This window comes from Streptomyces sp. NRRL S-337 (assembly GCF_000720175.1).
Classification (GTDB): Bacteria; Actinomycetota; Actinomycetes; order Streptomycetales; family Streptomycetaceae; genus Streptomyces; species Streptomyces siderophoricus.
The window spans coordinates 99,313-118,665 of record NZ_JOIX01000010.1 but is presented as its reverse complement, the minus strand read 5'-3'; the positions used below and the strand labels follow the sequence as shown (position 1 = coordinate 118,665).

Here is a 19,353-nt window from a genome sequence, read left to right as displayed (position 1 = left end):
ACTGCAACCCTGGCACCCTAGCACGCCGGTCGCGCAGAGCCGTTCGGTGATCATGCCGGAGCCGTTCGACCCGCCTTCGCGCCGGGACTCCTACGGGCGTCCACGGCCGTGTTCCTCCAGGTCGGCCAGCATCGCATCGGCGAGGTCGCGCTCGGCGGCGTAGAACCGCTCGGACCACTTCAGCACCAGCGCCGGGCCCGACCGGGCCTCCGCGTCGCGGGCGGCCGCCGCGTCGGCCTCGGCGCGTTGCCGCATCGTCTCGGCGAACTCCCGGTGCCGGCCGAGGACTTCCCGCATCCGGTCGTCCTCCAGCAGATGCCCGAGCCACAGCCGCAGCATCACGCCGTGTTTGAGGACCGGGGGTTCCACCGGTGCCTCGCGGGCCCACCGGCGGACCGCCGTCATCCCCTCGTCGGTGATCACATAGACCCGCTTGTCGCGGTGGCCGGTCTCCTGGGCGACCGTCCGCGAGCTGACGTAGCCGGCCTTCTCCAGGCGCTTGAGCTCGCCGTAGATCTGGCTGAAGGACGGGCTCCAGTAGAAGAAGCGCAGCGACCGGTCCGACCACTTCTTCAGGTCGTAGCCGGACAGCTCCTCGCCGAAGGAGAGCAGTCCGAGCACCGCCCAGCCGGTGGCCGGCAGCTCCGGCCGCTCCGCGTCGCCGGCGTCCGCCCCGTCCGGCTTCTTCTCCGTCACGTTCCGCAGTCTACGGTCCGGCGCCGCCACGACCGGGGTCCGGAAGGCGCCAACTCCCTTGCGCCGGGGCCCCCGGCCGCGGCGCGCGGTGCGGACCGCGGCCGGTCGGCCAATAGTGGAAAGGTGAGCATCCAGGGCCTGCGCGGGCACCGCTCGGTGGTCGGCAACGCGGTCCGTGTGACCACCGCGGCCTGCGTCGGCTTCTACCTCAGCCGCTACGGGCTCGGCCTGACCGCGATGGCGGTGTACGCCGCCTTCACCGCGGTGTCGCTGGGCGCGCTCGCCCGCATCCCCGGGTCCGGGCGGCAGCGCGCCGCGACCGTGCTCACCGCGGTCCCGGCCGGTCTGCTGCTGCTCACCCTGGGCACGCTGCTGGCCGTACGGACCTGGGCCGCGGTCCTCGGCATGCTCGTCGTCGGCTTCGTCATCGCGTACGCGGGGACCACCGGGCCGCGGATCGCCGGGGCGGCCCCTGGCATGCAGCTGCTCTACATCCTGCCGTGCTTCCCGCCGTACGCCCCTGCGCTGCTGGGCCAGCGGCTGGCCGGATTCCTGCTGGGCGCGGCCCTGCTCGCGGCCGCCCAGCGATTCCTGCTGCCCGAACCGGACACCCCGCCGTTCCGCCGGCTGCTGGCCGGGGCCGCCGACGCGGCCGCGGACCTCGCCCAGCTGCACGGCGCACCGGCTCCCGGACCACTGCTCGACCGGGCCCGGTCCGCCGCCGACGCGCTGCGGCCGTCCCGGGTCCCGCCGGCCGACCTGCCCGCGTCCCCCACCGTCGCCCACAAGGCCATGCAGCACGCCGCCGAGGCGGCCCGCACCCTGCTGGCCCGGCTCGACGCCCTGCACACCGCCGAGGGCGCACACCGCGCCTACCGGCCCGAGACGGTCGCCCTGCTCACCGGCATCGGCGATGCCGCCCGCGGGGCCGCCCGGGCGCTCCACGACGGCCGGAGGCTGCGGCCCGGGCAGGGGCCGCGGGCCGCGGAACTGGAGCGCGAGCTGGGGCCCGTGCGCACCCACCAGGCCCTGGACACCCTGGAGCGGCTGGACCCCGACGACCGGCTGGTCTATCTGCGCCGCCGGTCGCTGGTGGTGCAGGCCGCGGACGCCACCGTCGTGCTGGTGCTGGCCACCCGGCTGCTGTTCGGCGACCGCAGCGTCGGCCGGGACACCGCCGGGCACGCCTTCGGCTACGCCCGGGGGCACGCCCCCGCGCTGTGGTGGCTGCGGCTGACCAGCCACCTCACGCCGCGTTCGGTGATCTTCCAGAACGCCTGCCGGTTCGCGCTCGGGCTGGCCGCGGCCCGGGCGGTCGCCGGGGTGCTCGACCTCCAGCACGGCTTCTGGGTGCTGCTGGCGACCCTGACGCTCACCCGGACGACGAGCCTGGAGACCCGCTCCGCGATCCGGCAGGCGCTGCTGGGCACGCTGGCCGGCGCGGTACTGGCCGGTGGGCTGCTGGCCCTGGTGGACGACCGGGCGGCGGTGTACGCGGTCCTGCTGCCGCTGGTGATGCTGCTGGCGTTCACGCTGGGGCCGCTGCGCGGGCTCGCCTGGGCGCAGGGCGGGTTCACCCTGGTCGTCGCCACGCTGTTCGCGCAGGTCTCCCGGGTCACCTGGCACCTCGCGCCGGTCCGGCTGACCGACGTCCTGGCGGGCAGCGTCATCGGGCTGATCTGCGGTCTGGTGGCCTGGCCGCGGGGCGCAGGGCAAGAGGTGCGGCGCAGCATGGCGGCGCTGTCCGCGGCGATCGCCGCGTCCATCGGGCGCACCGCCACCCGCGTCGTGGACCGCACCGGGGCCGGCCGGACGGGCATGGCGACGGGCGGGCCGGGCAGCGCGGGGCGCGACACCGAAGCGGACCTCGGGGCGATCAACCGTGCGCTGGCGCTGGCGCGCGAGAGCCTGGCCCAGTACCAGAGCGAGCCGCGGGAGCGCACCGCCCGGCAGCCGGACTGGCCCGCGGTGCTGGTCGCCGCGGCGGACGCCCGGCGAGGTGAACGGCTGCTGCCCGGCCGCCCGGGCCGGATCACCCACCGGGAGACCGGGGACTGGCTGCGGCGGGCGGCGGACGACACCGCGGCCGGCTACCGGGCGCTCGCCCGGCGGCTGGACGCCGACCACAGCGCGCCGCCGGACCGCAGCCCGCCGCTGGACGTCCGCGGGCTGCTGGCGGTCGTCCAGCGGATCCCTCGGGACAGCCCGGACCGGGAGTCCCGGGCGCTGGCCGCGGCCCTGCTGCTGGACTCGGTCATCTGGCTGGACGGGCTCACCACCGATCTGACCCGCATCCAGGAGGAGATCTGATCCGACGCCGGTCCGACCCCGGGAAGGGGATCGCGGTCAGCGGCGGCGAGCATCCGGCCCGGGTCGAGTCGGTGAACCCGCCCGGCCCGAACGGCTCGCCCCCGGGCGTCCGGGCCTCGGTCACGCGGATTCACCGGGGCGTTCCAGGGCGTTGCGAGGACCTGGTGGTGTGGTTCCGGCCCGGTCAGCCCGCGGAGTCCGATGCGGCCAGCACGCGGACCGTGCCGAGGCCGGGGTCGGTGGCGTCGGGCAGGTTCATGCCCGCCTCGACGCCGGAGCACAGATAGCGCAGGACGGGTTCGGTGAGCCGCTCACCGGGCAGCACGGCCGGGATCCCGGGCGGGTACGGGGTGATCATCTCGGCCGCGATCCGGCCCGCGGCGTCCGCCGGGGGGATGTCCTCGGTGTCGCCGAAGAAGGCGTCCCGCGGCAGGCAGGTCTGTTCCATGCGCAGCCCTGCCGGGTCCGGCACCTGGACGGTGGGCGCGGGCCGCAGGTCCGCCGCCGCGTGGGCGAGGTCCTTCAGCGCGGTCAGCAGGGCGCCGGTGGTCTCCTCGTCGTCGGCGTGGGTGAGCTGGGTGGAGATCCGGCGGTGATCGGCGAGGTGCGCGTCCAGGTGACGGTGTTCGCGAAGCCAGTCCGCCGCGCGGTAGCCGGTCGTGTCCAGGCCGCTGACGTCGATGACGACGGGCAGCGGGTCGACGTCGTCGGCGAGTCCGGGGCCGCACAGGTCCGCGCGGTCGTTGACGTGCAGTCCGTCGATCGCTTCGACGGCGGTGCGGACCTCGGCGGCCAGGTCCAGGGCGCGGCCCAGCAGTTCCCGGCCGTGCAGGGCCATCTGGCGGCGCCAGCCGTCCAGCCCGGCGTAGATCAGCACCGACGGGCTGGTGGTGCCCAGCAGATCGGCCCTGATCTTGAGCTTGGCCGGGTCGATCAGGTCCCCCTGGAGGTGGAAGACCGAGCCCTGTTCCAGGCCGCTGCCCATCTTGTGGATGCTGGTGACGCAGACGTCGGCCCCGGCGTCCATCGCCCACGACGGCAGGCCGGGGTGGAACGGCAGGTGGGCGCCCCACGCCTCGTCCACGATCAGCGGGCGGGACCGGCGGTGGCAGACGTCGGCGAGGGCCCGCAGGTCGGTGCAGGTGCCGTACGGGGTGGGGCTGGTGACCAGCGCCCCGCGGGCGTCGGGGTGCGCGGCGAAGGCCCGTTCGTACTCCTGGGCCGACGGTGGTGGGCCAGGTGCCGCTCGGCGTCCCAGCGGGGCTCGACCCACACCGGCCGGATGCCGGAGAGGATCAGCCCGGACACCACGGATTTGTGGGCGTCCCGGCCGATCAGCAGTTTCTCGTGCGGGCCGGCGACGGTCAGCATCGCGGCCTTCACGGAAAGGGAACTCCCGCAGGTGGAGAAGAAGGCGTGGTCGGCGTGCACCGCGTCGGCCATCAGCCGTTCGGCGCGCTCCAGCACCTCTCCCCTGGTGCGCCGGTCGTCGAGCCCTCCGGAGGCGAGGACGTCGCCGAGGAAGACGGCGTCGCCGAGCACCGCCCGTACCTCCGGGTCGGCGCCGCGGGCCTGTTTGTGGCCGGGCGGGGTGAAGGGCAGCCGGCCCTTGGTGTGGTGGTCGGCGAGGGCTTGCAGGACGGGGGCGCTGGTGTGGTCGGCCATGGCTACTCCAGCAGCCCGGCCACCACGCGCAGGTCCGAGACCAGGCCGGCGTAGGCCTCGGCGCGGTCGTCGGAGCGCAGGACGGACGACGGGTGGACGGTGGCCACCACCAGCCCGCGCTCGCTCTCGATCGGTGCGCCCCGCTCCTTCGTCACCCTGAACGAAGAACCGAGGAGGGTCTTGGCCGCTGTGGCGCCGAGCACCACGATCACCTCCGGGTCGAGTTGGGCCAGTTCGGCGTTGAGCCAGGGCCGGCAGGCGGTCATCTCCCGCAGGCTCGGGGCCTTGTGGATGCGGCGTTTGCCGCGGGCGGCGACGGTGAACTTGAAGTGCTTGACGGCGTTGGTGAAATACGCCTGCCGCTCGTCGAGCCCCCCTTCGTTCATCGCCTTGCGCAGCAGCCGTCCGGCCGGGCCGACGAACGGCTCGCCCTGGCGGTCCTCCTGGTCGCCCGGCTGTTCCCCGACGAACACCGTCCGTGCCGAGGCGCTGCCGGCGCCGAAGACCGTCTGCGTCGCGTCGCGGAAGAGCGGGCAGCCCCGGCAGTCGGCCGCGGCCCGCCGCAGCGCCGCCAGACCGCCGCGGGCGGGCAGGTACGGCGTGGCGTCGTACCCCTCCCCCACGTCCGTAGGCTCCTCCACGAGCGGCACCGCCTTCCCCATCGTGCGGCCGCCGTGCTTCCGGCGGCCCACCGCAACGGGTTCCCGGACCGGGCCGCGGTTAACGCCCGGACAGCGGTTTTGCACCGGATGCGTGGTGGCCGGCGGGTGCCCGCCCGGGTGCGGATGGCTCGGCCGGAACCGATCCTGAAGCAGTGGAGCGGCGTGTCACGTGTGACCTCCCGCCGCTCGGGCACCCGCCGGGGCAGGAGCCCGAGGGCGACCGCAGCGGGCCCGGCCCCCGGGGCCGGGCCCAGGAACGAACCCGACCAAGGCAGCGTGTCGCGGTACGGCCGTGACAGCGGAACGGACACACATGAGCAATGGATTCATGGGTCCGGAGGGTTACGGCCCGGACCCGTTCGGTGAATTCCTCGCGCGCTTCTTCGGCAGCGCCGCGAAGTCGGCGGGCGGGGAGGCGGGGCAGTCGCTGCCCCGGCAGGCGGACATCGCACGCCTGATGAGCGGGCCCGCCCGGGACCTGGTGACCTCCGCCGCCTCGTACGCCGCCGAGCACGGCAGCACCGAGCTCGGCACCGAACACCTGCTGCGGGCGGCGCTGTCCGCGGAGCCGACCCGGACCCTGCTGCGGCAGTCGGGGGCGGACCCGGACGCGCTGGCGGCCGAGATCGACCGGAGCGCCGGCAGCGGGCCGCGGCAGTCCAGCGTGGCGGTGACCCCCGCGGTGAAGCGGGCGCTGCTGGGCGCGCACGACCTGGCGCGGGACCACGGCGCGTCATACATCGGCCCGGAACACGTGCTGGACGCGCTGGCCGCCAATCCGGACTCGGCGGCGGGCCGGATCCTCAACCTCGCCCACTTCGACCCCAACGCCGCACCCCAGAGCGGTCACGGCCCCTCCTCGCACCACTCCGGGGGCGAGCACGGCGCCGCGCCCAAGCACGACACCCCGACCCTCGACAAGTACAGCCGCGATCTGACCGACATCGCCCGGGCCGGCCGGATCGACCCGGTGATCGGCCGCGAGGAGCAGATCGAGCAGACCATCGAGGTCCTCTGCCGCCGGGGGAAGAACAACCCGGTGCTGGTGGGCGACGCGGGCGTGGGCAAGACCGCGATCGTCGAGGGGCTGGCCCAGCGGCTGGCGGACGGCGACGTGCCGGACATCCTGGCGGGCCGCCGGGTGGTCGCCCTGGACCTGACCTCCGTGGTGGCCGGTACCCGCTACCGCGGTGACTTCGAGGAGCGGATGAACGGGATCATGGAGGAGGTCCGGGCCCACCCGGACTCGCTGATCATCTTCATCGACGAGCTGCACACGGTCGTCGGGGCCGGCGGCGGCAGCGGCGACGGCGGTTCGCTGGAGGCGAGCAACATGCTCAAGCCCGCCCTGGCCCGCGGTGAGCTGCACGTGATCGGCGCGACGACGCTGGAGGAGTACCGGCGGCACATCGAGAAGGACGCCGCGCTGGCCCGCCGCTTCCAGCCCATCCTGGTGCCCGAGCCGACGGTCGAGGACACGGTGGCCATCCTGCGCGGACTGCAGGACCGCTACGAGGCGCACCACCAGGTGCGGTACACCCCCGAGGCGCTGCGTGCCGCCGTCGAGCTCTCCGACCGCTACATCGCCCACCGCTTCCTGCCCGACAAGGCCATCGACCTGCTCGACCAGGCCGGTGCGCGGGTGCGGCTGCGCTCGGGCACCAAGACCACCGACGTGCGGGCGCTGGAGCGCGAGGTGGAGCAGCTGGCGGTGGACAAGGACCAGGCGGTGGCGTCGGAGCAGTACGAGCGGGCGACCGAACTGCGGGACCGGCTCGCGGAGCTGACCGCGCGGATCGAGGCCGCCCAGGGGTCGGCGCCGAGCGGGGACGGACGGATCGTGTCGGTCACCGGCGAGGACATCGCCGAGATCGTGTCCCGGCAGACCGGTGTGCCGGTCAGCAGCCTGACCCAGGAGGAGAAGGAGCGGCTGCTGGGGCTGGAGGAGCGGCTGCACACCCGGGTGATCGGGCAGGACGACGCCGTCACGGCGGTCTCCGAGGCGATCCTGCGGTCGCGGGCCGGGCTCTCCGACCCGGACCGCCCGATCGGCAGTTTCCTCTTCCTGGGCCCCACCGGGGTGGGCAAGACGGAGCTGGCGCGGGCGCTCGCCGAGGCCCTGTTCGGCAGCGAGGACCGCATGGTGCGGCTGGACATGAGCGAGTACCAGGAGCGGCACACGGTCAGCCGGCTGGTGGGTGCGCCGCCCGGATACGTCGGCCACGAGGACGCCGGCCAGCTGACCGAGGCGGTGCGGCTGCACCCGTACTCGCTGCTGCTCTTCGACGAGGTGGAGAAGGCCCACCCGGACGTCTTCAACATGCTGCTGCAGGTGCTCGACGACGGGCATCTGACGGATTCCCAGGGCCGCACCGTCGACTTCAAGAACACCGTCATCGTGATGACCAGCAACCTGGGCTCGGAGGCGCTCAGCGGCGGGCGCGGGGTGCTGGGCTTCGGCCCGGACGTGACGGGGCCGGAGGCCGGTGACGGGGCCCGGGAGCGGGCGCTGGCCAGTCTGCGCGAGCACTTCCGCCCGGAGTTCCTCAACCGGCTCGACGAGATCATCGTGTTCCGCCGGCTCACCGACGAGCAGCTGCGGCAGATCACCGGCCTGCTTCTGGAGGGCACCCGGCGCCGGCTGCACGCCCAGGACATCTCCGTGCAGTTCCGCCCGGAGGCCGTGGACTGGCTCACCCAGCGCGGCCACCAGCCCGAGTACGGGGCCCGGCCGCTGCGGCGCGTCATCCAGCGCGAGGTGGACAACGCGCTGTCGCGGCTGCTGCTGGACGGTGCGCTGTCCGCGGGCGACGAGGTGTGCGTGGAGGTGGCGGACAAGGAGCTGGCGTTCCGCATCAACCAGCCCGAGAGGACGTAGCGCCGCGGGGCAGAAGCAGGAGAAGAGCCTTCGGGAAGGGGCGGACGGAGGGAGGACCGGTGCGAGCACTGGGGCCGCGTCAGACGTCGTCGGGCCGCGACGAGTCGCCGGAGGAACGGGCCGACCGGCGGTGGATCGAACTGCTCCAGGAGGTGCGGGTCATCCAGACCGGGGTGCAGATCCTCTTCGGCTTCCTGCTCACCGTGGTCTTCACCTCGCGGTTCCCGACGCTCAGCCACACCGACCAGCTCATCTACGTGGTGACGGTGCTGCTGGGCGCGGCGACCACGGGCGCGCTGATCGGCACGGTGACCTTCCACCGGCTGGTCACCGGTCACCGCCTCAAGCCGGAGACGGTGGTGTGGGCGTCGCGGCTGGCGCTGGTCGGGACGGTGCTGCTGCTGGCGACGGTGGCCTCGGCGCTGCTGCTGATCCTGCGGCTCGCGATGAGTGACACGTTTGCGCCCTGGATCGTGGTGGGGATGGTCGTCTGGTTCGCGCTCTGCTGGTTCGCGCTGCCCGGGTGGGTGCTGCACTGGTACTCGTCGAAGGAGAAGGAGTGAGTCCCCGCCCCGGGCGCCGGCCCGGGCCGCCGGGGGCATGATGGTCTCAGCGAGGGGAATCCGCGAAGACGGAGGTCGAAGGCCATGGTTCCGTTGCTTCTGGTCCTGCTCATCGTCCTGATCTTCTTCGGGCTGGGCTTCGTGCTGAAGGCACTGTGGATCGTCGCCCTGGTGGCACTGGCGATCTGGCTGATCGGGTTCCTCGTCCGCTCGCCCGGGCCGGGTGGCGGGCGCGGCCGCTGGTACCGCTGGTAGCGCCGGCCCGACCGGCCGCCGTCCGGCAGGCACAGGGGAGGTTTTCCGTGACGCAGAACATCTGGGGTTACCAGGACAGCGTGGGGTACGTGTCCGGGACCGATCTCACCGGTTTCGCCGTCGAGGCGATCGACGGCACCGTCGGGTCGGTCGACGAGCACTCCGACGAGGCCGGGGCCAGCTATCTGGTCGTCGACACCGGAGTGTGGATCTTCGGCCGGGAGATCCTGCTGCCGGCCGGTCTCATCTCCTCGATCGACCTGGACCGCAGCACGATCTACCTCGCGTGCACGAAGAAGGACATCGAGGACGCCCCGGAGTTCGAGCGGGAGAAGCACATCGGGGACGACGAGTACCACCGGATGCTGGCCGGTCACTACGGCGCCCCGCACACCTGAGCCGGCCGGCCGCGGCGGACGCCGACGGGCGCGGGCCGGGACCCCGATTCGGGGTCCCGGCCCGCGCCCGTGGCCGGCTTCCGCGGCCGGTTACGCTCCGGCCGGTGCCGGACCTACCCGGCGGGGACGGCTGAGCAGCGCCGCCCCGGCCAGACCCGCACTGACGATCGCCAGGGCCACCGCCAGCAGTTCGGGCCACATCCCGGTCTCGCCGAGACCACTGCCCAGGGGGGTCAGCACGCCCGCCCGGGACAGCGCGTGCAGCGCGATGATGACCATGGCCGCGGCGGCACTGACCGTCCAGACCAGAGCGGTGTCCCGCATCGCCAGCCAGCCGGCCAGCAGCAGGTAGACCACGGCGATGGCCATCGACAGCCCGGCGACCACCTGGGCGCCCTGCATGTGCCCGGCGTGCACCGGCAGGTGGCTCAGCCCGCACAGCGCCAGCGTGGCCGCGGCCGGCCAGCGCAGCACGGACCGCAGCACACCGGGGAACGCGTAGCCCGGCTGCCGGGGCTCGTCGTGCCCGGCGTGCTGCTGGGCCCACGCCGGCTGCCCGCCCTGCTGCTGGTTGGCGGCGGGACGGGACCAAGGGGTGCGCTGCGGCTGGTGCGCCGCGTTGTCGTACCGGCCGCCGGCTCCGGCCGGCTGGCCGGTGGGGCCGAGGGGGCGGACGTCCGGGTCGAGGAACGGCATGGCAGCGGTGGGCTCGGGCTCCCCCGGTCCGCCGCCCGGACCGCCGGGTCCCCCAGGGCCGCCGGGACCGCCGGGACCGGGGTCCGGCGGGAAGTGCGGGGGCATGCCGTACGGGTCGGTGTCGCCCGCCTTCGTCCGGTCGAACAGCTCGATGAGCTGCGCGACCTCCTCGACGGACCGGCCGACGGCGGCCGCGCGCAGCGCGTCGTGCCCGGCCTCCGCGGTGTGCGGGTCGGACCGGAGCAGCTCGAAGAGCTCCGCGACCTCGCTCACCGGACGGGAAACGACCGCCAGCCGGAGGGCTTCGTCGCCGGGATTGGGAACGTCGCCGCTCCGGCGGAGCAGTTCCACGAGGGCGGCGACTTCCTCCAAGGGCCGATGGGTGACTGCCTCCCACAGAATCGTGCGGGCCGAGTTCTTCTCAGGGGTGAGGGGCGGAATGTGCTCGCCGTGTTCTGTCGATGACAGTTCGGCGTCGCCCCCACAAATAGCTGGTTCGGATGTCATGGAGGACTCCACTGAACGATGGGAGCGTCAAACACCAGGAGCGCTGACACTCGGCGGACGTTGTGCTGCTGTGCTTCAGCCAACGTCCCTCTTCGGCGCGGTCGCCATTCAGGAAGGCCATCCGGTGGAGACACGCCGGGACGCCCGGGCGTGCCGCGTCCGCGGGTAATGCCGCGGGGGGACGTCGTGGCGGCCGGCCTTTCCGTTCGCCGGGCGGCGGGATTTTCGAGGTGCCGTGGGCCGCCGGGCCTGATTCGCTGGTATCGGGCAGCTTCCCTACACAGTGCGAGGACAGACCATGGACGCAAGCGGAGAAACCCGTGCACGCATTCAGCAGATGCGGGACAAGGCGAGGGAATTGCAGGAGACCGCGGAGCACACCAATGATCCGGAGGAGCGGAAGCGGCTCCAGGAGAAGGCCCGCCGGCTGCAGTCGCAGAGCGAGCAGGAAAGCCTGATGCGGGGCGGTGACATCTACCCCTCGGAGTGAGCGGGACCGGGCGACGGGACGGGACGCGGCCGGCGGGCCGCGTCCCGTCCTCGTTCCCCGGCCGGGCCGCGGGGGCCGTCACACGGTGAACGGCTGCTGGTCCAGGAATGCCGGGTCGGGATTTCCGGTCGTGTAGAGATGGGGGCTCTGGGTGGGCGGCATACCGCGCTGGATGTCGCGGTGGAACGTGCGGTAGCCGCCGCGGAAGGCGCCGCCGTTCCAGACGTCCAGGAGGGTCCCGGTGAATTTCCCGTTGGTGTCGCCGTCGGAGGCCAGCTGATTGTCCTGGCAGGCGGCGAGGAGCACGGCGTCGGCGGCCGGTTCGCGGCTCTTGCGGGCGCCGAGTTCCCGCTGGATCTCCTGGAAGAATTCCTGGTCGCGCCGGTAGATCTCGTACTGCCGGTCGGGCGGCATCAGCCGGGCGGCGTATTCGCCGTCGCCCTGGTCCGGCATTTCGATGGCGGTGCCGCTGTGGCAGCAGTCGAGGACGACGAGGAGGCGGACACCGCGGGCGAACCGGCCGAATTCCCGGTGCAGCTCGTCGTCGAGGAATTCCCGGTCGTACAGCACCAGCGTTTCGTCGAACCGGTCCGCCTCGTCGTCGCCGCCGGTGGTGTTGGGGACCTGGCCGCCGTGCCCGGAATAGGTGAGCAGCAGGATGTCGCCGCTCTTGAGCGTCTTGGCGGCCTTCCGCAGTTCGGCGGTGACGCGCTCGACGGTGCCGGCGGCGGTGAGCAGGACCGTCGGGGCGAAGCCGGCGCCGCGGGCCAGCGCGGCCATGTCGTGGGCGTCGTTCTCGCAGGCGACGAGCCGGCCGTCCCAGCCGCCGTACCGGGCGGGATCGACCTGGTTGAGTCCGACGTGGAGGGAGAGGCCGGTGGGCATCGCGGGCTCCTTGGCAGCGGCGGGGGTCGGGGCGACGCCTGGATGCGTTCCGTGGCCCGCCGGCCGGTGAACTCGCCGGCCCGCGCAACCGCCTGAACGGTCCCCTGCGCGCACGCCGGCGGCCGCCGCGGGCCGGTGCGGGCGGCTGTTCGAGTGGCTTCGCCCAGGACGCCGGTCGGCGGGCCGTAGCACCGGGAAGCGGTGGTCATATGACCACATCCGACGCGTCCCGGGCCGGCCGTGCCACGACCGGCCCGGCGCCCGGGGGCGCCCTGGCGGACCGCGCGGGCTACGACGAGCACTTCCTCGGCGTGCCCGTCCCGCTGCCGGTGCCGGCCGTCCCCGGGACGGAGACCGTGGTCCTGCCGTACACCCACTTCACGGTCCTGCTGCGCACGGACCGGCGGCTGGCGGCGGCCGCCGGCGTCTGCGTCGACGGCCGGCTGCTGCGGGAGCACGTACCACGGGAGGGCGGCTGGCGGTTCGACCCCAGGCTGCCCGAGGACCGGCAGGCCGGCGACGCGGTCTACCGGGACAACTCCCTGGACAAGGGCCATCTGGTGCGCCGCCTCGACCCGGTGTGGGGCGAGGCGGCGGAGGCCGGCCGGGCCGATGCGGACACCTTCCACTACACCAACGCCGCCCCGCAGGCCGATGTGTTCAATCAGGGCAAACGGCTCTGGGACGGGCTGGAGGACCACCTGCTCGACCACGCCGCCACCCACGACCGCAAGCTGACCGTGCTGACCGGGCCGGTGCTGCACGACTCCGACCCGCCCTACCGGGGCATCCAGGTGCCGCTGCGCTTCTGGAAGGTGGCCGCGTTCCTCCTGGACGGTGCGCTCGCGGCCACCGCGTACGTCCTGGACCAGAGCCCGGACCTGACCCGGGACGCCGACCGGGCGCTGGCCGGCGCGGTGCCGGGCGCACCGCCGCCGCTGGGCACCTACCGCACCTTCCAGGTACCGGTGTCGGACGTCGCCGAGCTGACCTCACTGGACCTGGGCCCGCTGCCGGCCGCCGATCCGATGCCGGTGGCGCGCGCCCCGAAGGAACGCTGGAAACGACTCGCATCGCACGACGACATCGTGCTGCGGCGCGACTGAACGGCGAGGGGACACACCATGCGACCGAGCGTCGTCTACGTCCACGGCAACGGCAACAAGGTCCGGTCGGACCTGCTCAAGTCCCAATGGGACACCGCCCTGTTCGGCCGGGACATGGGCGCGGCGTCGCGGATGGCCTACTGGGCGCCGGTGCGCTACCCCGCGCCGCTGCCCGACCACCGGCCGGACCCGCTGGACGGCGGCCCGGAGCCGGCCAAGGGGTCCCCGGCCGGGCTGGAGGAGCGCGCCACGAACTCCTCAGCCGCCGTCCCGCCCCCCGAGGAGTTCGTGACGCGGACCCTCGACGAGGCCCGGCAGGAGGCCGCCGGCACCGCACCGGAGCGGCGGGCGGGCCCCGACGAGGACGCCCTGGCCGACTGGCTGCGGGACATGACCTACCTCGCGGACACCCTCGCGCACACCGAGGCCGCCCCGGAGCCCGGGCCGGCCGACGAACTGCCGCTGGAGGTCGTGCCGCTGCCCCGGCCCGGCCGCACCGCGCTGTTCCGGGCACTGGTGCAGCACGCGTTCAAGGACGTGTACGCCTACTTCTTCGGCGGGGCGGGACCGGCGATGCGCGCCGTGGTGCAGGAGGCGCTGGACGGCCTGGACGGCGGCCCGCTGGTCGTGGTCGGGCACAGCCTGGGCACGGTCATCGCCTACGAGGTGCTGCGGGAGCAGCGGCGCGACGTCGCGCTGCTGGTCACCGTCGGCTCACCGCTGGCGATCACCGAGATCCAGGACCGGCTGGCCCGCCCGCCGGCCGTACCGGACGGCGTGGCGGCCTGGCGCAACGCCTCCGACCTGCGGGACCTGGTGGCGCTGGACCACACCCTGCGCCCCGAGTACGCGCCCGGGGACCGGGTCACCGACGTGCTGGTCACCAACGACAGCCGCAACCACCACAGCATCGGCGCGTACCTGTCGCAGCACCCGGTGCGCGAGCCGGTGCTGCGGATCTTCGGCGACGGTCCGGGGTAGGCCGGGCATGCCGCTGACCGAAACCGAGTGGGACCTGGTCACCACCTGGGTGCAGAACCATCTGGTCGACACCACCCAGCCGCACGACCGGCTCGCCGAGTACGGCTTCCCCGAGGACTTCGTCGCCGCGCTGCCGCTGACCCACGTCAGCTCGGACAACGCCCGGACCCTCGTGCACCGCTCCCGCGCGAACATCGAGCGGCAGCTGCGGCTGCTGGAGGCGCTCACCGCCGTCGACGAACTGGCCGTGCTGCCCGACATCGTGAAGGTCCGGGAGTTCCGGGACCGGCTGCGGGAGGACTGCCGCGCCCACGCCGCGCAGGACACCTTCCGCACCTGCGTGCTGAAGAACGGCGCCGAGGCCTTCATCGACCGGCAGGGCCTGCGGGAGACGCTGCGCCGGTTCGTCGCCGACCCCGACAAGTGCATCCTGCTGGTCGACGGCGAGCCGGACAGCGGCCGCTCGTACACCTACACCTTCCTGCGCCACATCGGTCAGCACAGCGGCTTCCGTCCCATCCGGGTCACCCTGTCGCGGACCTCCACCGCGGCGAAGGTCGTCCGGCGGCTGGCCGACTTCGTCGCCGAACCGGGCACCGGCCCCGCCCCGCTCAACCCCACCGGCCTCAACGACCCGCTGCCGTCCGTCGACGAGGCAGCGCACTGGGTCGCCGGCCGGGCCACCGCCGCCGAGGAGCGGCTGTGGCTGGTGCTCGACGAGTGCGACCGGCTCGACCCCAGCTCCGACGTGTGGGACTTCATCGGGCAGCTCGCCATGGCCGTCTACGAGCACTCCGCGGTCCACGGCGACCAGGCACCCCGGCTGGTGCTGCTCGGCTACGGGCGTGCGATGCGCCAGCTCCCCTACGACCTGCGCGGCAGTGTGTCCTGGGACACCGCGCGGGTCGTCGAACCGGGCGATCTGCGGTCCTTCTTCCACCAGGTCTTCCACGAATCGCCGCCGGAGGTGCTGGCGGCCGGCGGCCCGCGCGAGTCCGACATCGACGAACTCGTCGAGGTCGCCGTGGAAGAGGTGCTCTACGCCGCGGAATCCGGCGACGCGGCCGGCGAGAGTTATATGCGCCGGGTCAGTACGGCGGCGGAGGGAGCGGTCCGTGTCTACCGGTCCCTCTGAGCGTCCGGCCCCGTCGAGCCTGCGGGAGGTGTTCGCGGCCCGGCTGCGCGAGGCGCTGCACACCGGCGGGGAGCGCCGCGGCGGCGTCTCCCCCACCCGCCGCGCCTACCGGGAGGCGGCCTGCCTGCTGGCCCGTTTCGACCCCCACGAGCTGCGGCTGCCCGACGAGAAGCACGCCACCGGCCGGGCGGTCCTGGAACTCGTCGACGACTGCACGACCCTGGGCATGCAGGACCAGGCCGGCTGGGCGCTGAAGGCCGAGGTCCGGGAGGAGGCGCTCGGCGGGCTGGCCGGGCCCGAGGCCGCCCGGCGCCTGCTCGCCGCCAACATCGGCCAGCTGCCGGCCGAGCCCGGGCCGGAACGGTTCGCGCTGGCCCAGCTGTTCGGCACGCCGCTGGCGATCGACCGGCTGACCGCCGGTGAACTGGCCGACGCGCTGCAGGCGGTGCTGTGGCTGTCCCGGGTGCCGGGCGTGACCGGCCTGCCGGACACCGGCCGGCTGCAGCGCGCCCTGGAGCGGGCCCGGCTGCTGGAGCCGCTGGAACGCCTGGTCCGCCGTCCGTTCCAGGGCCGGGCCGCCGAACTCGCCGAGCTGCGCGCCTACGTCGCGCTGCCCGGTGGCCCCGCACCGCCCGGGCCGCCGGCGGCCGGTCCCGGCGGCGGCCCCGCGCCGATTCCCGCGATGGTCCCCGCGATGGTCATCCACGGGCCCGGCGGCATGGGCAAGAGCACCCTGCTCGCCAAGTTCCTGCTCGACAGCGTCCACGACCCGGCCGGCGGCATCCCGTTCGCCTACATCGACTTCGAGCGGCCCACCCTCTCCGTCCACGAGCCGATCACGCTGATCGCCGAGGCGGCCCGGCAGCTCGGCATCCAGTACCCCGCCCACCGCGCCGAGCTGGACGCGCTGGCGGAGGAGTGCCAGCAGGTCGCCCGCAGCCAGCGCGAGGGGCAGGAGCGGGTGACCCAGCTGCACGAACTCGCCGCGACCCGGGCGGTCCTCGGGCGCAGCTACTCCCAGCAGTTCCAGTCGGCGGCCACCGGCCGGGAGACCGGGCTGGTCCGGCGGGTCGGCGAGGTCCTGACACGGGCGGTCGCGGAACAGAAGTCCCGCCCGGACGAGCCGGACCCGCCGTTCGTGATGGCCGTCGACACCTTCGAGGAGGCGCAGTACCGCGGCTCACCGGCCCTGGGCCGCATGGTGGCGGTGTACCGGTCGTTGCAGAGCGCCTATCCGCGGATGCGGGCCGTGTTCTCCGGAAGGGCGCCGGTCGCCCACCCGGCGAAACCGGTGGAGTCGCTCGACATCGAACTCGGCGAACTCGACCCGGAGGCGGCGGTGGGCCTGCTGGCGTCCTGCGGCGTGGACGACCCCGAGGTGGCCCGGGAGCTCGCCGCCCGGGTCGGCGGCCATCCGCTCAGCCTGAAGCTGGCAGCGCGGGCCGCGACCCTCGCGGGCCTGGCGGGCGAACCGACCGGTGAGCTGATCCGCAGTCTGCCCGAACGCCGGCGGGAGGTCTTCCGCCGGGTCGACCAGCTGCTGGTGCAGGGCATCCTCTACGACCGGATCCTCAGCCACATCGCCGACGAGGACATCCGCCGGCTCGCCCACCCCGCCCTGGTGCTGCGGGTCATCACCCCGGAGATCATCCGCGACGTGCTCGCCGGGCCGTGCGGCCTGGACGTACCGGGCCCGGACCGGGCCCGGGAGCTGTTCGACGAGCTGAGCCGGCTGGACATGGTCGAACCGGCCGCACCCGACGCGGTGCGCTACCGCGGCGACGTCCGGGCCATCATGCTGCGGCTGCCCGGCGGCGACCGCACCGCGGTGATGCGGGAGGTCGAGCGGCGCGCGGTGGCGTACTACGCGGCCCGCGACGGACTGGAGGCGCGCGCCGAGGAGATCTACCACCGGCTGCGGCTGGACGAGAACCCGCGCTCGGTCGAGGAGCGCTGGCTGCCGGGCGTCGAACGGTTCCTCGCCGGGGCCGGCCAGGAGATGTCGCCGCGCGCCGCGGGACTGCTCACCGCCCGGCTCGGCGGCGGTGCACCCGACCACGTGGCGGCCGGCGCGGACCAGGAGGACTGGGAGCGGATCGCCGCCCAGGAGGCCGAGGACCTGCTGGCACAGGGCTTCGCGACGGCGGCCCTGGAACGGATCGGCCGGCGCCGCCCCTGGACACCGTGCAGTCCGCTGCACGCGCTGTACGCCGAGGCGCTCAGCCGTGCCGGGCGGCGGGACGAGGCCCGGCGGGCGGTCGCGGACGCCCTCGTTCCGGCCGGGCGCGCGGGGTGCGGGGAGCGCCGGCTGGAGCTGCTGCTGCTCTCCGCGCGGCTCGCCCAGGAGGACGGCGATCCGGTGCACGCCGACCGTGCGCTGCGGGCCGCGGAGGACGTCGCGGTGGGCCTCGGGCAGGACCTGGAGGCGATGGGCGCACTGCTGGCCCGGGCCCGGCTGACCGCCGACGAGGGGCGCGCGGAGCCGGCCACCGGCCGGGAACTCGCCGAGCGGCTGCGGAAGTTGCCCGACGACGTGCTGTCCGAGCGGCCGGTGCTGGTGCGCGCGGTCGCCTCGCAGATCTACGCCCAGGCCCCCGGTGCGCTGGAACACGCGGTGGAGGTGGTGGGGCTGCCGTCCGACGACGAGACGCTGGACGCGCTGGGCGCGGCGATGCGCCGGGCGACCCGCCGGCAGCCGGCGCTGCTGGGCAAGGTGATGGAGATCCTGGACGAGGCCGCCGGGCCGTCCCGCCCGGAGCCCGGGGCCGCACCGACCAGCATCGCCGGGATCCTGCGGCTGGCCCGGGACCGCGGCACCCTCGACGCGCTGGCCCGGCGCCTGCTGGCCGTACCGGACCGCAGTGGGGAGATCGTCGCCGGGGTGGCCGCGGCGATGGGAGTGGGCAGCGGCGCACGGACCACCACCGGCGCGCACGTGCGCACCGCACCGCCACCCGGGGAACGGCACGCGCGCGAAAGGCGTGATGACCGGTGAACGGCTACCTCTCGCCGGACGAGATCCGGGCGGTGCTCGACGCCGCGGTGGAGACCGGGCTCGCCGACCCGTCGGTGCGGCCGCTGCTGATGGACGGGATCATGCCCCGCTACCGCGGCACGCTGCCGCTGCACCCCGCGCCGGGCCGCCAGGTGCACTCCGACCTCAGCCAGATGAACCGGGTGGAGCGGCTGGTCGACGGCTCGGTGCCGCTGGAGATCTGGCTGCGCAACGCCGTCGCCGAGACCACCGAGGCCGAGCCGCTCACCGTCTTCCAGCGGGCCCTGGACGACGTGGCGCGGCAGGCGGGCGGCGAGCCGGACGTCCTGGCGACGATGCCCGCCCCCGGGGAGATCAAGGAGGAGATCGTCCACCGGGACGACACCGTGCCGATCGGGTTCCTGCGCGGTGGGGAACTGGCCGGCGGGGCGGTGGCGCGCCTGAAGGTCCCGCCGTACCAAGGGGGTTCGCCGCTGCAGCCGAACGGCTTCCCGCACTCCGGCACCGGCTGGCTGATCGCCCCCGACCTGCTCATCACCAATCACCACGTGGTCAACGCCCGGGCCGGGACCGGCGCGGGACGGCCGGTGGCCGACCCGGAGGACCTGCACCTGCAGGCCCGGCACACCCGTGCCCGGTTCGACTACGACACCGACGACATCGAGACCGAGGAGGCCGCGGTCGCCGAACTCGTCGCGGCGGACGCCGCGTTGGACTACGCGCTGCTGCGGCTCGCCGAGGCGCCGGCCCGGCCGGTGCTGCGACTGGCGGACCGGCCGCTGACGGTCGGCCGCGGCGACTACGTGGCGGTCAACATCATCCAGCACCCCGGCGGCCTGCCGAAGCGGGTCGCACTGCGCAACAACCTCGTCTACGAGGCGGACGAGAACGACGTGCGCTACTTCACCGACACCCGCGGCGGCTCCTCGGGCTCGCCGGTCCTCACGGACGACTGGAAGGTGGTGGCGCTCCACCGGGGCACCCGGCGCGTGGAGAACGTGCTGTTCCAGGGCCGGACCACGGCGTTCGTCAACGTCGGCACCCAGATGCGCAGCGTGCTGCGCCATCTGGAAACCACCAGTCCCGGCATCCATGCCGAGATCCAGGCGGCACAAGCGGCGCCGTAGCGCG

At 74.1% G+C, this 19,353-nt stretch carries 15 protein-coding genes and 1 pseudogene; 11 read left to right on the top strand and 5 right to left on the bottom strand.

Annotation, left to right across the window (positions count from 1 at the left end):
• Positions 1-90: 90 nt before the first annotated feature.
• Positions 91-696: a PadR family transcriptional regulator gene (locus tag IG62_RS0110545; protein ID WP_030800209.1), complete on the bottom strand. Its 606-nt coding sequence runs from the start codon at positions 694-696 to the stop codon at positions 91-93.
• Positions 697-819: 123 nt separating this feature from the next.
• On the opposite strand from IG62_RS0110545, the gene IG62_RS41570 reads away from it, so the two are divergent.
• Positions 820-3,006 carry an FUSC family protein gene (locus IG62_RS41570; protein WP_063755347.1) on the top strand — a complete coding sequence of 729 codons (2,187 nt, stop codon included), beginning with the start codon at positions 820-822 and terminating at the stop codon, positions 3,004-3,006.
• Positions 3,007-3,190: 184 nt separating this feature from the next.
• On the opposite strand, the pseudogene IG62_RS49490 reads toward IG62_RS41570, so the two are convergent.
• Positions 3,191-4,671 (bottom strand): annotated as a pseudogene (locus IG62_RS49490) (aminotransferase class I/II-fold pyridoxal phosphate-dependent enzyme).
• A gap of 2 nt (positions 4,672-4,673) precedes the next feature.
• Positions 4,674-5,333, bottom strand: a complete 660-nt coding sequence (locus IG62_RS0110530) for a UdgX family uracil-DNA binding protein (RefSeq protein WP_051797870.1) — start codon at positions 5,331-5,333, stop codon at positions 4,674-4,676.
• Positions 5,334-5,646: 313 nt separating this feature from the next.
• On the opposite strand from IG62_RS0110530, the gene IG62_RS0110525 reads away from it, so the two are divergent.
• The 4 genes from IG62_RS0110525 (at position 5,647) to IG62_RS0110510 (ending at position 9,427) form a co-directional block, all read left to right on the top strand.
• On the top strand, positions 5,647-8,211 hold the full coding sequence (locus IG62_RS0110525; RefSeq protein ID WP_030800202.1) for an ATP-dependent Clp protease ATP-binding subunit: 2,565 nt from the start codon (positions 5,647-5,649) through the stop codon (positions 8,209-8,211).
• Between the two features lie 59 nt (positions 8,212-8,270).
• Entirely contained in the window at positions 8,271-8,774 is a 504-nt protein-coding gene (locus IG62_RS0110520) for a DUF6328 family protein (protein WP_030800199.1), read from the top strand.
• A gap of 84 nt (positions 8,775-8,858) precedes the next feature.
• On the top strand, positions 8,859-9,029 hold the full coding sequence (locus IG62_RS0110515; RefSeq protein ID WP_030800198.1) for a hypothetical protein: 171 nt from the start codon (positions 8,859-8,861) through the stop codon (positions 9,027-9,029).
• Positions 9,030-9,076: 47 nt separating this feature from the next.
• Positions 9,077-9,427 carry a hypothetical protein gene (locus tag IG62_RS0110510; protein ID WP_030415050.1) on the top strand — a complete coding sequence of 117 codons (351 nt, stop codon included), beginning with the start codon at positions 9,077-9,079 and terminating at the stop codon, positions 9,425-9,427.
• 90 nt (positions 9,428-9,517) lie between these two features.
• On the opposite strand, the gene IG62_RS46195 is transcribed toward IG62_RS0110510, so the two are convergent.
• Positions 9,518-10,630: a hypothetical protein gene (locus tag IG62_RS46195; RefSeq protein ID WP_234326368.1), complete on the bottom strand. Its 1,113-nt coding sequence runs from the start codon at positions 10,628-10,630 to the stop codon at positions 9,518-9,520.
• 298 nt (positions 10,631-10,928) lie between these two features.
• Between IG62_RS46195 and IG62_RS0110500 the strand changes: the two genes are divergently transcribed.
• Positions 10,929-11,120: a DUF6381 family protein gene (locus IG62_RS0110500; protein ID WP_030800193.1), complete on the top strand. Its 192-nt coding sequence runs from the start codon at positions 10,929-10,931 to the stop codon at positions 11,118-11,120.
• A gap of 78 nt (positions 11,121-11,198) precedes the next feature.
• Here the strand turns inward: IG62_RS0110500 and IG62_RS0110495 are convergent, their stop codons facing one another.
• A complete protein-coding gene (locus IG62_RS0110495) occupies positions 11,199-12,005 on the bottom strand; it encodes a caspase family protein (protein ID WP_030800190.1) in 807 nt (268 codons plus the stop codon).
• Between the two features lie 209 nt (positions 12,006-12,214).
• Between IG62_RS0110495 and IG62_RS0110490 the strand changes: the two genes are divergently transcribed.
• Genes IG62_RS0110490 through IG62_RS0110470 form a run of 5 tightly spaced genes read left to right on the top strand, consistent with a single transcriptional unit; the run spans position 12,215 to position 19,349 of the window.
• Positions 12,215-13,111 (top strand): DNA/RNA non-specific endonuclease, encoded by an 897-nt coding sequence (locus IG62_RS0110490; protein ID WP_030800188.1) that lies wholly within the window; start codon positions 12,215-12,217, stop codon positions 13,109-13,111.
• Between the two features lie 18 nt (positions 13,112-13,129).
• Complete coding sequence (locus tag IG62_RS0110485; RefSeq protein ID WP_030800186.1) at positions 13,130-14,092, top strand: alpha/beta fold hydrolase; 963 nt, start codon at positions 13,130-13,132, stop codon at positions 14,090-14,092.
• 7 nt (positions 14,093-14,099) lie between these two features.
• Complete coding sequence (locus IG62_RS0110480; protein WP_030800183.1) at positions 14,100-15,227, top strand: hypothetical protein; 1,128 nt, start codon at positions 14,100-14,102, stop codon at positions 15,225-15,227.
• Entirely contained in the window at positions 15,208-18,222 is a 3,015-nt protein-coding gene (locus tag IG62_RS0110475) for an ATP-binding protein (RefSeq protein WP_158795015.1), read from the top strand. The genes IG62_RS0110480 and IG62_RS0110475 overlap by 20 nt, the downstream gene beginning before the upstream one ends.
• Positions 18,219-19,349 (top strand): trypsin-like peptidase domain-containing protein, encoded by a 1,131-nt coding sequence (locus IG62_RS0110470; RefSeq protein ID WP_030800179.1) that lies wholly within the window; start codon positions 18,219-18,221, stop codon positions 19,347-19,349. Before IG62_RS0110475 ends, IG62_RS0110470 begins: the two co-directional genes overlap by 4 nt.
• Positions 19,350-19,353 lie beyond the last annotated feature (4 nt).

Excerpts from the sequence above, each read along its gene's own strand:
- IG62_RS0110515 (WP_030800198.1), top strand. The coding sequence starts at position 8,859 with ATGGTTCCGTTGCTTCTGGTCCTGCTCATCGTCCTGATCTTCTTCGGG.
- IG62_RS0110500 (WP_030800193.1), top strand. The coding sequence starts at position 10,929 with ATGGACGCAAGCGGAGAAACCCGTGCACGCATTCAGCAGATGCGGGAC.
- IG62_RS0110490 (WP_030800188.1), top strand. The coding sequence starts at position 12,215 with ATGACCACATCCGACGCGTCCCGGGCCGGCCGTGCCACGACCGGCCCG.
- IG62_RS0110530 (WP_051797870.1), bottom strand. The coding sequence starts at position 5,333 with ATGGGGAAGGCGGTGCCGCTCGTGGAGGAGCCTACGGACGTGGGGGAG.
- IG62_RS0110525 (WP_030800202.1), top strand. The coding sequence starts at position 5,647 with ATGAGCAATGGATTCATGGGTCCGGAGGGTTACGGCCCGGACCCGTTC.
- IG62_RS0110480 (WP_030800183.1), top strand. The coding sequence starts at position 14,100 with ATGCCGCTGACCGAAACCGAGTGGGACCTGGTCACCACCTGGGTGCAG.
- IG62_RS0110485 (WP_030800186.1), top strand. The coding sequence starts at position 13,130 with ATGCGACCGAGCGTCGTCTACGTCCACGGCAACGGCAACAAGGTCCGG.
- IG62_RS46195 (WP_234326368.1), bottom strand. The coding sequence starts at position 10,630 with ATGACATCCGAACCAGCTATTTGTGGGGGCGACGCCGAACTGTCATCG.
- IG62_RS0110495 (WP_030800190.1), bottom strand. The coding sequence starts at position 12,005 with ATGCCCACCGGCCTCTCCCTCCACGTCGGACTCAACCAGGTCGATCCC.